The organism is Pseudomonas sp. LTR0, from assembly GCF_036630035.1.
Classification (GTDB): Bacteria; Pseudomonadota; Gammaproteobacteria; order Pseudomonadales; family Pseudomonadaceae; genus Aquipseudomonas; species Aquipseudomonas putida_Y.
The window spans coordinates 4,006,931-4,020,677 of record NZ_CP123734.1 but is presented as its reverse complement, the minus strand read 5'-3'; the positions used below and the strand labels follow the sequence as shown (position 1 = coordinate 4,020,677).

8 protein-coding genes are annotated in these 13,747 nt (G+C 58.3%); 2 read left to right on the top strand and 6 right to left on the bottom strand.

Features of this window, described 5'->3' with window-relative positions:
• Nucleotides 1–3: 3 nt before the first annotated feature.
• Genes QCL51_RS18450 through wecB form a run of 3 tightly spaced genes read right to left on the bottom strand, consistent with a single transcriptional unit; the run spans nt 4 to nt 8,151 of the window.
• Entirely contained in the window at nt 4–5,736 is a 5,733-nt protein-coding gene (locus QCL51_RS18450; protein WP_338443959.1) for a methyltransferase domain-containing protein, read from the bottom strand.
• A 13-nt stretch (nt 5,737–5,749) separates the two neighbouring features.
• Nucleotides 5,750–7,012: a UDP-N-acetyl-D-mannosamine dehydrogenase gene (wecC, locus tag QCL51_RS18445; RefSeq protein ID WP_338443957.1), complete on the bottom strand. Its 1,263-nt coding sequence runs from the start codon at nt 7,010–7,012 to the stop codon at nt 5,750–5,752.
• Nucleotides 7,009–8,151 (bottom strand): UDP-N-acetylglucosamine 2-epimerase (non-hydrolyzing), encoded by a 1,143-nt coding sequence (wecB, locus tag QCL51_RS18440; protein ID WP_338443956.1) that lies wholly within the window; start codon nt 8,149–8,151, stop codon nt 7,009–7,011. Before wecB ends, wecC begins: the two co-directional genes overlap by 4 nt.
• 685 nt (nt 8,152–8,836) lie before the next feature.
• Between wecB and QCL51_RS18435 the strand changes: the two genes are divergently transcribed.
• Nucleotides 8,837–9,172: a helix-hairpin-helix domain-containing protein gene (locus QCL51_RS18435; protein WP_028697093.1), complete on the top strand. Its 336-nt coding sequence runs from the start codon at nt 8,837–8,839 to the stop codon at nt 9,170–9,172.
• 469 nt (nt 9,173–9,641) lie between these two features.
• Here QCL51_RS18435 and QCL51_RS18430 read toward each other — a convergent pair whose 3' ends face one another.
• Complete coding sequence (locus QCL51_RS18430) at nt 9,642–9,809, bottom strand: DUF2897 family protein (RefSeq protein WP_003252762.1); 168 nt, start codon at nt 9,807–9,809, stop codon at nt 9,642–9,644.
• A gap of 181 nt (nt 9,810–9,990) precedes the next feature.
• On the opposite strand from QCL51_RS18430, the gene pyrF reads away from it, so the two are divergent.
• Nucleotides 9,991–10,692: an orotidine-5'-phosphate decarboxylase gene (gene pyrF, locus QCL51_RS18425; RefSeq protein ID WP_021783074.1), complete on the top strand. Its 702-nt coding sequence runs from the start codon at nt 9,991–9,993 to the stop codon at nt 10,690–10,692.
• Between the two features lie 54 nt (nt 10,693–10,746).
• Here the strand turns inward: pyrF and QCL51_RS18420 are convergent, their stop codons facing one another.
• Both QCL51_RS18420 and QCL51_RS18415 read right to left on the bottom strand, forming a co-directional pair.
• The gene (locus QCL51_RS18420; protein ID WP_338443953.1) at nt 10,747–11,577 is read right to left on the bottom strand and encodes an undecaprenyl-diphosphate phosphatase; all 831 of its coding nucleotides are present in this window, start codon (nt 11,575–11,577) and stop codon (nt 10,747–10,749) included.
• Between the two features lie 1,135 nt (nt 11,578–12,712).
• Complete coding sequence (locus QCL51_RS18415) at nt 12,713–13,714, bottom strand: NADP-dependent oxidoreductase (protein WP_338443951.1); 1,002 nt, start codon at nt 13,712–13,714, stop codon at nt 12,713–12,715.
• Nucleotides 13,715–13,747: the final 33 nt, after the last annotated feature.

Here is a 13,747-nt window from a genome sequence, read left to right as displayed (position 1 = left end):
ACTTCAAACGTCTCGGAATGTGTTCAGTTCAAGGGCAGCCATCTTCTTCCAGTCACTTTGCCCACGTACACGCTGTGCAGCCTGATGGGACAATGCGGAGAACAGCGCTTGGTCCATGTAGATTCGCTCAAGAGCCTCGGCCAGTTGTACGGCGCTTTCCGGTTCGACGACAAAGCCGCTTTCCTGGTCCACGAATTCCGGAATTGCTGCCACGCCGGTTGTGACAGGTACAAGCCCTGATGCCATGGCTTCGTCTCGCGATACACCTTGGGTATCCATACGGCTTGGGCACAGGAACACGCCGTGCTCCTTGTGCAGTGCGGCGATTTCCCCATGGTTCAGGAACCCGCGCTCAATGCGCACGTTTGAGTACGTACGCAGTGGTGCAAGCGTTTCATCAAAAAGTGGTCCGTCGCCGACAAGGTGGAAGCTCATGTCCTTGAACCACGGCTTTTCTGCCAGTAGTTCGATGGCCTTGACCGTTAGATCGTTGGCGTATGTCCGCGAGGTGTATGGGCGGATAGATAACACCTTCTTCCGCTGTTCTACTGATTTTTGAATGAAACTGAAGTTATCTGTATTAATTGGATTATGAATGATTTCATAGTGGCGGTCAGGTAGGCGGAAGCCAAGGTCCTCCATGACTTCCTCTGCAAAGTATCTGGAAACGAAAACCAGCTTCAGGTTCTTGTGCATCGGCTGCAAAATAGCGCGCCAGAAACTCATGCGCTTGTCACTGGCAAGCTTGCCTAGGCGCAATTCCTCCTCCGTACTGAAGTTGTATTCACGACGCCACCATGGCTGTATCTCAGCGCCATGGACCCACACCGTGATCTGAGTGGTGTTCAGATACGGGCGCAGCACGTTCCACATGTTCTCGTCCAAGAAATGAACAAGAATCGATTTATAACGGTTCCTCTCAAGCATCTTCGCCAAGGTAGAGCGGCAACCTGTGACCACGTCGATATTCTCGAACTCGTGGTAGCTGACGGTTTCATTGTCGCGCAGGCGGAAAACATCTACTTCCACGCCTTGCTGCTTATAGGCAGATACTCGGCTATGCACAAACTTGTTGCGATAGAGGTCTGCGTATGCAGGGTAGTGGTTGGTGAGCAGCAGATGCTCGCCACGCCCCATCATTTCCGATGGCTGCAAGTTGCGATGGCCAAGTACCAAGGCTTTCAGCTCTGTGCTACCGGCTGCATACGCACGCAGACCGAAGCGAATGTAAGCTGTTTCTGGTGGTACATCGGCGGTCTGGTTGCGGTTGGCATATTGCATGATGTGGCTGATTCGTTGCTTTTCGGCATCGAGGAACAGCACGACCAGTTGCAGGTTCAGGCCTGGGGTGCAATCAAGGAACAGTTTGAGTTTACCATTTTCGCACCCGAGTTCTTCCAGGCTGGATTCCTGTTTCGCGTAGATATACTCATGCTTGCCGTCTGCAAGTTTGGAGTGAACGCGCCAGTTGTCGCCATCCACCGAGAGATCGAGGAACTTGTTGCGAGCGACCCCGAACATGTCAGCTAAGCCCCGGCCAGTTATCTCAGGCGCATCATGGCTAACTTCCAGTGGCGCAACAGACTGTGCGCGAGTTTGCAACTGGTCGATAGTCATACCCAAGTTCAGTTCAATATCATTGACCCTGGTACTGATGATTGCTTGCTGTGCGGCGCCGCTGTCGCAATAGTTGAATGGGTCCACAGCCACACCTTGAGGGTGTTTGTACTGCAGGGATGGCAGGTTCTTCAGCCAGCTCAGCAGTGGCTGGGCGGCAACGATTTCAGTTGCCACCAGCGCTCGGCGAGCACTGAGTTGATGAGCGGGACGGTAAGCCTGTTCAGTCGACAGTAGATCAAGGTTCTGGCCTTTCCACGCAAAGTGCGCTGCCTTGCCCACAACCTGTGCATTGCTGTAGCGAGTTGCCAGTGCCAGATCGAGCAGATAGTTCGGGCCATAGTAGTCGCCAGGCACAAAGGCGGCGACCCAAGGCGTATTGCCAACCAGTTCACCAAGCGAGGTTTTTTTCAACTGGGTCGGCTTCATCACCAGGATGCGTGGGTCGTCGCTGACGATACTACTTTGGTAGGCATCGCTGACGATGACCATGCGCACTTGGGTATAGGTCTGGCGGTCCAGATGGCCACGCAGCATGTCGAACTGCTGGCGGTCCTGTGCTTCGGCAATAACTACGATTTCCGGCAGGCGCTGGGCCTTGACGGTGCCGGTCACCTTGCTCACTACGTATTCCAGGCGCTGGGTATAGGTGTGTTCCTGCATTACTTTGCGCAGCGCAGCCAGACGCAGCTTGTCGCTGTTCAGTGGGTCTTCGGCCAGCAGTTGCAGGCGACGCAGCATCTCTTCGCCGTTGTCGGTGGTTACCACCAGATCGCCGAACAGCAGACGTACGCCGCGGGAGAAGTTGCTCACCGTCAGGGTGTTGCAGCCGAGCAGTTCGAACACGCGACGGGCGAACATTGATTGCGATTGTTTGATCGAGTTCAGATTGATCGCGTAGCGGTAGCCTTTGTATGCCGTGTCGATTTTCTCGAAGGGCAGGGTGCCAACAATGTACGGCTGGTATTCCTCGGGGAACTGATAGTTGACGTCGTTCTTGCCGAAATTGCGGTCGAAGATTTCCAGCGGGCGGAACTTTGGCAGCTCACAGACGAAGTTACCCAGGTCGCGGGTACGCTCCGGGTAACGGGCGTAATAGGCGCCGGCGAAGCAGAAGGCGTCTTTGCGCTCGTACAGTTCGATCGGATTATGCAGCGCAGGCTGGCAGGCGAACGGCAGCAGGTAGACGCGGTCGTGACCGAGCGCACCCTTGTAGCGGTGGATGCAGTCGATATCGGTGGTGAACACGTGGTCGAACTGTTTGGCAGTGGTCAGGAAGGTCTCGAAGTGAACCGGGTCTTCCTTGTTCCAGAATACGGTCGGCACTTTGTTCTGGCGGCACCAGGCAAGAATGTCCTGCAGCTCTTGGCCGTTGTGGCCAACCTTGCTGCCCCACAGGTCATCCTTGCCCCGCCAGGCAGATTCGATGAACAGCAGTTCCGGACCAAAGCCTTCGATCTCGGCTTTCCAGTTGGAAGGCGTCAGCGGCATCAAGTCGCATTCGTAACGATAAGAGCCGAAGGTGAACTCGTCCATTACGCACGCCACTTTCAGGCGGGTGACTAGCTGGTCGGCCTGGCGCAGCAGGGTGTCGCGGGTCGCCTCGCTGGATGGCAGGGCAGCAGGCAGTTTGAGGTAGTTCTCGTCATGCACCACAGGTGCCGGTGGTAGCAGCGCTTTTAACGGTTCGTTTGAAATGAGCTTTTGCTCATTCTGGTGACGTTGTTGGCTAGCCTTGCGGTATAGGCGAAGCAGGCGTACAGGCAGCTTGACCAGGCCGCCCAGTGAACTTGCGCTGTTCTTGATCTGGTAGCCCAATTGGTAAGTCATGCTTGCGCGGGTCTTGATCAAGCGTTGTTCAGCTAGGTGCCGTTGAGTATTGGCGCGTTCCAGATTTGCGTTCAGCTCGTCGATCTTGCGCTGCTGCGCCGCGCTGCGCTCAAGCAATTGATTCAGATTGGCCTTAAGATGAGGAATCTGCTCGCCTGTCACTGCGCGGTACTTCATGTTGGCCGCACCCAGACCCGCCTTGGATGAGTTGAGCTCGTCTTCCAGTTGCAGGCGCAATGCTTGCCATTGCTCATTGGTGGCAGCCAGGCTCGCTTCGGCAGCCTGGCGGCTGGCAGTTTCAAGTGCCAGTTGTTCTTCCAGGGCATTCTTGGCTTGGTTGAGAGACGCGATGGCTTCTGCTTGACCGATGCTTGTCTCTTCTGCCTGGGCATTGGCCGCAGTCAGTGCCTGAAGCTGTGCTTCAAGAACGCCGCGATGTTCAACCAGCGAATTGATCGTATTGACCTGTGCGGCGTGTTCGCGTTCGCTGCGTGCGTGGGCTTCACCGATTGCTTGTAACTGGTTTTCCAGCTCGGATTGGCGGTTCTTCAGCACGGCGATGGTGTCAGTTTGTGCTTTCAGGTTCTGCAGGCTCTGAGTCTGCAGTTCGTTCATGGCATGCCGATGGTCTTTCAACTCACCCTCAAGTTCAGCCTGCCGTGATTTCAACAGCGCGATGATTTCAGCCTGAGCGGCGTTCGCCCGCTGGCTTTGAGCCTGCAATTCCTTCATATACTCTAATTCGCTTTCCATTTCGGCTTCGAGTTCAGCCTGGCGCGTGCGCAGCGCCGCATTGATATTGGTCTGGTCGTCAATCTTTTGCTGGCTCTGGGCCAGCAAATTGCTTGAGTGCTGCGCCTGGCTTTCCAGCTGAGCTTCAAGTTCTACCTGACGTCCGCGGAGGGCAGTGATATTTTCAACATGTGTGTCGTTGGTTTTCTGTGCTAGCACGTGGGCGTTGGAAAGCTTCTGCATCTCGCTCTCCAGCGCATGATGCTGAGCTTGCAGTGCGGCAAAACTCGCTGCTTCTTTGGCAGCCTGTCCTTCTGCGGCTGCAAGCTGTTTTGTGATCGCACGCAATTGTTCTTCAGTGGAGTGATATTGCTGTTGCAGCGCCTGCAGCTCGTCGCTACGTGTGCTCAATGTGGAGCTCAGTTGGTCGATTCGGTTCGCCTGCGCCTCACAGTTTTGTTGGGCGTGTTGCAATTCATTTTGGGTCGTTGACAACTGCGTTTCGAGTTCCAGTTGAAGCTGTTTAACCTGAAGTGCAAGGGCATCAGCCTTCTGTGCTTCAGGTTTCAGTAACGCAATCTGTTCAGTTGCTGCACGGTACTTCTTGTTGGCCTCATCCAGTCGCTGGCGGATTTCCTCAAGTTCCTGAATACGCTGTGTCTTGGCTTCAAGAACCTCTCTATTGGACTTCTGCAGGTTCGCAATATCCACATCGCGTGTTTGCAACTGCTTGGAAAGTGCCTCAGCCTTCTGAGCCTCGGGCTTGAGTTTGGCGATTTGCTCGGTGGCGGTACGATACTTCTTGTTCGCTTCGTCCAAGCGCTTGCTGATAGCGCCAAGGTTTCCACGCAAAGTTCGCTCGATCGACTCAAACGCCTTTTCCAGCTCACGGACACGCTCAACGGTGAGCGAGTCGAGAGTGCCCGGGTTATGCGCCTCACTCTTGATGGCAACAATACCCAGCCACTTGCCAAGCATCTTCACTTCGATGATATGCAAATGCTCGGCCAGCAGCCGGAATGGTTCCATCAGGTAGAACGTGTGCTTGTGGTCAATGAAGTCGTTGACCCCGAACGGTACGGTGATCACCAGGCGCCCGCCCGGCTTGAGCAGGTCGTAGGCCTTTTCGACAAAGAGCTCCGGGCGTACCAGGTGTTCGAGTACTTCGCTGATGACAACGGTGTCGGGTTCAACCTCAAGCGTGTCCAGCGCGAGGAAGTCTGAATTGATGTACGTAACGTTTTGCTGGATGTGGGCAGGTTCGGCAGCTAGGTAGCCCTTAGCTTCTTCGATGGCCTGCGGGCTGGTGTCCACACCCGTAACCTGGCAGCCCTCACGTGCCAGCAGCAGGGGCACGATACCCTGCGAGCAGCCGACATCCAGGATTCGGCGCCCTTTGACCTGGGCGCAAATCCAGTGGATGCGGGACTGCGTTTCCCGCATGAACTGATCCCCGAGCTTGCCGTAATAGGCTTCCATCACGCGGTCATGAATATCGGCCAAAGGTGAAGGTAGCTCTGTGTTCACGGTAGGTTTCTCAAGCGTGGGGTTGTTCATGCGGTTGGGTCCATCAGGCCTGGGTGACGCCAGCGGCGTCGATCACAAAGGCCGCGTCGCGTACGTTGAAAGTGCCGCGGAATTCGCGGTGCTTCACCAGCAGCACGTGGATGTCGGCGCTGTCCTGGGCGTAGTCGAAGTCCACGTGTTCGTGGCGCGCCAGGCGCTGTGGCAGGGCTTCGATGTTCGGCTCGACCAATTGCAGGGAGGCTTCCAGCTCGTTGCCCAGGCGCTCGGCAATGCTGAGGGCCGGGCTTTCGCGCAGGTCGTCGATGTCGGCCTTGAAGGCCAGGCCGTAGCAGGCGATTTTCACTTGCTGGGCCGACTTGCCCGGGTTCTTTATCAGGAAGTTGGCCAGGGCCATCTTTACCTTGTCGATCACCCACTCAGGCTTGCTGTCGTTGACCACACGGGCGGTACGGATCAGGCGCGCCAGCTCTGGGGTCTGGCTGACGATGAACCATGGGTCCACGGCGATGCAGTGGCCACCTACGCCTGGGCCAGGCTGCAGGATGTTCACGCGTGGGTGGTGGTTGGCCAGGCGAATCAGCTCCCACACGTCAATGTTCAGCTTGTCGCAGATGATCGACAGTTCGTTGGCGAAGGCAATGTTAACGTCGCGGAAGCTGTTTTCGGTCAGCTTGCACATTTCGGCAGTGCGGGCGTTGGTGATGATGCACTCGCCTTCGACGAAGGTGCGGTAGAGGCGCACGGCCGCTTCGGAGCACTTCTTGGTCATGCCGCCGATGATGCGGTCGTTTTCCACTAGCTCGCGCAGCACGTGGCCTGGCAGTACGCGTTCAGGGCAGTGGGCGATGCGTACGTCGGAGTCTTCACCGTGAGCTTGCGGGAAGCTCAGGTCTGGGCGGGCTTGTGCCAGCCAGAAAGCCATTTGCTCGGTGGCACCGACAGGGGAGGTGGATTCCAGGATGACCAAGTCACCCTTTTTCAGCACGGGTGCAATGGCCTTGCTGGCGGACTCGATGTAGCTCAGGTCCGGCTGATGGTCGTCCATGAACGGGGTCGGCACGGCGATCAGGAAGGCGTCGGCGGCTTCGGGTACGGTGGAGGCGCGCAGGAAACCTTCGGTTACGGCAGCGTGCACCACCATGTCCAGCTCAGGCTCGACGATGTGGATTTCGCCACGGTTGATGGTGTCGACCGCGTGCTGGTTAACATCGATGCCGATCACGTGCTTCTTGCGGGCGGCGAATACGGCAGCAGTTGGCAGGCCGATATAGCCCAGGCCTACGACGGAAATCTTGTTGAAGCTCATGCTGCGTCCTTGGAGTTAGAGAGTGCGGAGAGTGCGTCGAGGATTCGCGCGCACGCTTTTCCATCGCCGTAGGGGTTGTGGGCAAAGCTCATCTCGCGGTAGGTGACGTCGTCGGTGAGCAGCTTTGCCAGGTTTTTGGTGATCGAATCCACGTCGGTGCCGACCAGTTTGACGGTGCCGGCGGCCACGGCTTCCGGGCGCTCGGTGGTATCACGCATGACCAGTACCGGCTTGCCGAGGGCCGGGGCTTCTTCCTGGATGCCCCCGGAGTCGGTGAGGATCAGGTACGAGCGGGTCATCAGGTAGACGAACGGCAAGTAGTCCAGCGGCTCGATCAGGTGAATGTTGTTCACTTCGGCCAGCAAGCGGTTTACCGGTTCGCGCACGTTCGGGTTCAAGTGCACCGGGTAGACGATGTCCACGTCGGGGAACTGACGGGCGGTTTGCGCCAGCGCTTGGCAGATGCGTTCGAAGCCGCCACCGAAGTTCTCGCGGCGGTGGCCAGTCACCAGCAGCATGCGGCGCTCAGGGCTCAGGAAGTTGAACTGGGCTTCAAACTGGTTTTTCAATGCTGGGCTTTCCAGCTTGCGAACAACTTCCAGCAGCGCATCGATCACCGTGTTGCCGGTGGTGTAGATGGTCGCGGCATCTGTGCCTTCACGCAGCAGGTTGTCCTGCGAGGTGGAGGTTGGCGCGAAGTGCAGGGCGGCCAGGGCGCCGGTCAGGCGGCGGTTGCCTTCTTCCGGCCACGGCGAATACAGGTTGCCGGTGCGCAGGCCAGCTTCCACGTGAGCGATCGGAATCTGCTGATAGTAGGCGGCCAGGCTAGTTGCCAGGGTTGTTGCGGTGTCACCGTGCACCAGCACCACGTCGGGTTTGAACTCGGCCAGCACAGGCTTCAGATCCTGCAAGATGGCAGTGGTGACGTCGGTCAGGTCCTGCCCCGGTTTCATGATATTCAGGTCGTAATCGGGCTTGATCTCGAACAGCTCCAGTACCTGGTCAAGCATCTGGCGGTGCTGGCCAGTTACGCAGACGCGCGACTCGAAACGGTCGTCCTGGGCAAGGTTGAGGGCCAGCGGTGCCATTTTGATGGCTTCTGGGCGGGTGCCAAATACGATGAGGGTCTTGAGGGGCACGGCGACGGTCTTCTGTGTATGGAGTGAAGGCTGTGGTAACGGGTGCTGAACGCGGGGGGTCGAGGGTGTTGCTCAAGTGGCCGGGGGGGCCTGACTGGCGCAGCGCGAGTGGAATCGGGCGGTACCAGTGGGGGGAGGTGAAAAAAAATTCATTCGGCTCGGATCCTTCAAGCGAAGTGGTTGTCCTATCGCCGCGAATTTATCATTTTGTCATCAATATGGCATCCCATCTGGCACGTATTTTTCCCAGAAACCTACAAGTCCGCCACCTATAATCGGAAGGTTGGATTCGATAAAGCATATATATATCGGATAAAACGATCGTTTGATTTCTGGCAGGCATCATGCCAAGGATGTCAATGTGTCTATCGTGCGCGACGAACGGGCAGGTGCCTTGTGCGCCAGGGGGTGTGGGAAAAACAACAGCTTTCGGTCGGAATGAAATTCAGGTTAAACGGAATTTTACCTGGCAGCGATTTACTATCACTTTTTTTTCATGAAGTTAACTCGAATTATGGCTGAACGCCATCATTTTTAGGTGGTCGAAGTTGGTTTTTTTAAGTTGGATCTGGTTACGTTTAAACCGGGCAAGTGGCTGTGTGGATAACCGCAGAACCGCTAGGGTTGATTACGCAGCCAAAGGAAAACGGCTGCTGGAAAATGACCAACACTAGGAGTGTTCACCATGCGTAACAACGTTCTGTCGTACTTGCTGCTGCCGCTGTTCGCCAGCCTGTCCTTTTCCCTCAGCGCTGCTCCGGCCAGCGCCCCGGCGATGCCCGAGCCAGTGCCGGTGGTGAGCCAGCAGCAGGCCCAGCAGCCGCAGCGGCTGGACCTAAACAAGGCTGATGCGGTCACCTTGCAGAAGGAGCTGAACGGGATAGGCAAGGCCAAGGCTGAAGCCATCGTGGCCTATCGGGAGGCCAATGGGCCGTTTGCTTCGGTGGATGAACTGCTGGAGATCAAGGGCATTGGCAATGCGTTGCTGGAGCGTAACCGGGACAAGGTGATGGTGGAGTAAGTGGGGGAGTAGGGCGAGCCTGTGGTTTGGGGTTGCCCTTCGGAACCGGGGCTGCAAAGCAGCCCTGTTTTTTGTCTGAAATGAGGCGGTTCAACACGAAAGGGGGCATGGGTGACCGGCGATGGGTTCGCCGGGAGATGGAGTTAAGGCTATCAGGTGTCCGTCTTGAGGTTTGAGGTGATGCGTATATCGAGCGCCGCCCGCGCGGCGCATCGCGAGCTGCGCTCGCTCCTACGTTTGTTTCGGGCCAATCATTCCTGTGCCATTTGCGCGCGAACGCCTCGGCACATGGCGCAATATCACGTCGTACAAACAAGGCGGTCGCGCGCGCCTGTCACAGGCGTTACTGGCCTGAAACAAACGTAGGAGCGAGCGCAGCTCGCGATGCGCCGCGCGGGCGGCGCTCGATCTCACCGGCACCACATAACCCACGCCAAGCAAAATGAGGCATTCAACCCCTTCTTAACCCCTAACGGTCCTGTGCATCCTTGGCATCCGCTTCGGCATTGCGCTCATGCACCTTGCGCAGTTGCTCTTCGGTCAGTGGCAGTTTTTTTGCCGTGTCGCGCAGCATCATCAAACCTCCGACGATGGAGCCGAGGGCTATGATGAGGATCAGCCAGGCATACCAGGGCATTGTCGTTCTCCTTTACAGAGTGATGTGCAGCGCTTGTACGATTTTTGAGCAATTGCACTTTCCAATAGTTCAATTATAGGAGCCAGCCCATGCTGGACCAATTCCGTGACCTGCTGGCCCCAAAGCCTGCGTCACTTCGTTTACAATGCGCGCCGTTTTCGACTTGCAAAGAGACCCTGCCATGTCCGCCTGCCAGACGCCCCTGATCGTCGCCCTGGATTTCCCTACCCGTGAGGCCGCTCTGAAGCTGGCTGACCAGCTTGACCCTGCGCTGTGCCGGGTAAAGGTTGGCAAGGAGCTGTTCACCAGCAGCGCTTCGGGTATTGTCGAAACCCTGTGCGACAAGGGTTTCGAAGTGTTCCTGGACCTCAAGTTCCACGACATCCCCAACACCACCGCCATGGCAGTGAAGGCTGCAGCCGAGATGGGTGTGTGGATGGTCAACGTGCATTGCTCCGGCGGCCTGCGCATGATGGCGGCCTGCCGTGAAGAGTTGGCCAAGCGCAGCGGCCCGCAGCCATTGCTGATTGGCGTGACTGTGCTGACCAGCATGGAGCGTGAAGACCTGGCTGGTATCGGCCTGGATGTCGACCCGCAAGAGCAGGTGCTGCGCCTGGCCGCGCTGGCCGAGAAGGCTGGCATGGACGGTTTGGTGTGTTCGGCGCTGGAGGCCCCGGCACTGAAGGCGGCGCACCCGTCGTTGCAACTGGTGACCCCGGGCATTCGCCCTGCGGGCAGCGCGCAGGATGACCAGCGCCGTATCCTCACCCCGCGCCAGGCACTGGATGCCGGTTCGGACTACCTGGTAATCGGCCGCCCGATCAGCCAGGCTGCCAACCCGGCGCAAGCGCTGGCTGCGGTAGTCGCTGAAATTCGCGGCTGATCCTGACCAATGAAAAGGGCTGCTTATGCAGCCCTTTTTCATTTTTGTGTCCCGTTAGCCCTGAGCTGTCGACCAGTCGATCCAGCCGAACTGCCAGGTAGCCAGAATCAATAAACCGAAGGCGATGCGATACCAGGCGAACGTCGCGTAGCTGTGGTTGGCGATGAACTTGAGCAGCGCACGCACGGCGATCATGGCGAAGATGAACGAGGTCACGAAGCCGATAGCGAACACCGGCAGGTCGCCGGGTTGGAACAGGTCACGGTATTTGTAACCCGAATACACGGCTGCGCCGACCATGGTCGGCATCGCCAGGAAGAACGAGAACTCGGTGGCCGCTTTGCGCGACAGGCCGAACAGCAGGCCGCCGATGATGGTGGACCCGGAACGCGATGTGCCTGGGATCATCGCCAGGCACTGGATGAAGCCGATCCTGAGGGCGTGGCTCCAGCGCATTTCGTCCACGTGGTCCACCTCTACGCGGTGCTCGCGACGCTCGGCCCAGAGCATGATCACCCCGCCCACAACCAACGCCGCTGCCACAGTAATCGGGTTGAACAGGTAATGGTGGATCAGGTCGGCGAACAGCACGCCCAGCACTACTGCCGGCAGGAACGCCAGCAGCAGATTGCCGGTGAAACGCCGTGCCGTGGGCTGGCTGGTCAGGCCGAACACCACTTCCAGGATCTTGCCGCGAAATTCCCACACTACCGCCAGGATCGCCGCCAGCTGGATGATGATGTTGAACGCTATCGCGCGTTCACCGCCAAAATCGATCAGATCGGCAACGATGATCTGGTGCCCGGTACTGGAAACTGGCAGAAACTCCGTGAGCCCTTCAACCACTCCCAGGATGATTGCCTGGAAGGCAGTCCATAAGTCCATTAATCCCCCGTTAGGGGCCGTGCGGCTTGCAAGGCCCATGCTCTTGATTTTTCTATGATTGTCGGTTCAGACAGCGAAGATTTTGGTGCGGGCCGGATGCTACCAGAGCAACGGTTCGATGTGTGCGCCGGGACATCGGATCAAGGCTACCAGGTGCCGCCTTGGGTTTTGAGGTGGTGCGTAAATTGAGCGCCGCCTGTATGGCGGTAGAGGTGCGTCGCCTGGGAGATCGAGCGCCGCCCGCGCGGCGCATCGCGAGCTGCGCTCGCTCCTACGTTTGTTTCGGGCCAGTTATTCCTGGGGGATTTGCGCGCGAACGCTTTGGCGCTTGGCGCGATATTGCGTCGTACAAACAAAACGGTCGCGCGCGTCTGCCACAGGCGTTATTGGCCAGAAACAAACGTAGGAGCGAGCGTAGCTCGCGATGCGCCGCGCGGGCGGCGCTCGATTTCTGCAACACCATAAAACCCAAGGCAAACACACCCGGCCATTGCGCAACGTCATGCCAGGCGGTGTGACCTTGAGGGTATGGCGGTAGAGGTGCGTCGCCTGTGAGACCGAGCGCCGCCGGTATGGCGGTAGAGGTGCGTCGCCTGTGAGACCGAGCGCCGCCGGTATGGCGGTAGAGGTGCGTCGCCTGTGAGACCGAGCGCCGCCTGTATGGCGGTAGAGGTGCGTCGCCTGTGAGATCGAGCGCCGCCTGTATGGCGGTAGAGGTGCGTCGCCTATGAGATCGAGCGCCGCCCGCGCGGCGCATCGCGAGCTGCGCTCGCTCCTACGTTTGTTTCGGGCCAATCATTCCTGTGGGATTTGCGCGCGAACGCTTTGGCGCTTGGCGCGATATTGCGTCGTACAAACAAAACGGTCGCGCGCGCCTGTCACAGGCGTTACTGGCCAGAAACAAACGTAGGAGCGAGCGTAGCTCGCGATGCGCCGCGCGGGCGGCGCTCGATCTCCCAGGCGACGCACCTCTACCGCCATACAGACGGCGCTCGATCTCCCAGGCGACGCACCTCTACCGCCATACAGACGGCGCTCGATCTCCCAGGCGACGCACCTCTACCGCCATACAGGCGGCGCTCGATCTCCCAGGCGCTAAACCTCACAAGGCATGCACCCTAAACCCACCCCCCAATCAAACCTTCAACACCAACTTCCCAAAATTCTCCCCGCTAAACAGCTTCAGCAAGGTCTCAGGGAACGTCTCCAGCCCCTCCACCACATCTTCCTTGCTCTTCACCTGACCACTGGCCAGCCAGCCGGCAATCTCCAGCGCAGCCTTGCCATAGTCCTTGGTGTAATCCATCACCACAAAACCTTCCATGCGCGCGCGGTTCACCAGCAGCGACAGGTAGTTGGCCGGGCCTTTCACCGCTTCCTTGTTGTTGTACTGACTGATCGCGCCGCAAATCACAATGCGTGCCTTGAAGTTGATGCGCGTCAGCACGGCATCAAGGATGTCGCCGCCCACGTTGTCAAAGTACACGTCCACACCCTTGGGGCATTCGCGCTTCAGGCCGGCCAGCAAGTCTTCGGCCTTGTAGTCGATCACGCCGTCAAAGCCCAGCTCATCCTTCAGGTACTGGCACTTCTCGGCACCGCCGGCAATGCCGACCACGCGGCAACCTTTGATCTTGGCAATCTGCCCGACAATGCTGCCCACCGCACCGGCCGCGCCGGAAATGACCACGGTGTCGCCAGCTTTGGGTTGGCCGACCTCCAGCAGGGCGAAGTAGGCGGTCATGCCGGTCATGCCCAAGGCTGACAGGTAACGAGGCAGGGGGGCCAGATTGGGGTCTATCTTGTGCAGGCCCTGGGGCTCGCCGGTGAAGTAGTCCTGCACGCCGAGGGCGCCGCTTACGTAATCGCCCGGCTGGTAGCCGGGGTGATTGGAGGCAACCACCTCACCGACGCCCAGCGCACGCATTACCTGGCCCAAGGCCACGGGCGGGATGTAGGACTTGCCTTCGTTCATCCAGCCGCGCATGGCCGGGTCCAGCGACAGGTACAGGTTGCGCACCAGTACCTGGCCTTCGCCGGGTTGTTCGGCCGGTACGGTCTCGAAGCTGAAGTCGTCACGGCGCACGGCGCCGACCGGGCGTTTGGCAAGCAGGAAGCGGCGGTTGGTCTGGGTCATGGCGGGTCCTTGTGGGCTGTGGAGGAAGTAAGG

Excerpts from the sequence above, each read along its gene's own strand:
- QCL51_RS18430 (WP_003252762.1), bottom strand. The coding sequence starts at position 9,809 with ATGCCCTGGTATGCCTGGCTGATCCTCATCATAGCCCTCGGCTCCATC.
- QCL51_RS18415 (WP_338443951.1), bottom strand. The coding sequence starts at position 13,714 with ATGACCCAGACCAACCGCCGCTTCCTGCTTGCCAAACGCCCGGTCGGC.
- QCL51_RS18435 (WP_028697093.1), top strand. The coding sequence starts at position 8,837 with ATGCGTAACAACGTTCTGTCGTACTTGCTGCTGCCGCTGTTCGCCAGC.
- wecC (WP_338443957.1), bottom strand. The coding sequence starts at position 7,012 with ATGAGCTTCAACAAGATTTCCGTCGTAGGCCTGGGCTATATCGGCCTG.
- QCL51_RS18420 (WP_338443953.1), bottom strand. The coding sequence starts at position 11,577 with ATGGACTTATGGACTGCCTTCCAGGCAATCATCCTGGGAGTGGTTGAA.
- pyrF (WP_021783074.1), top strand. The coding sequence starts at position 9,991 with ATGTCCGCCTGCCAGACGCCCCTGATCGTCGCCCTGGATTTCCCTACC.
- QCL51_RS18450 (WP_338443959.1), bottom strand. The coding sequence starts at position 5,736 with ATGAACAACCCCACGCTTGAGAAACCTACCGTGAACACAGAGCTACCT.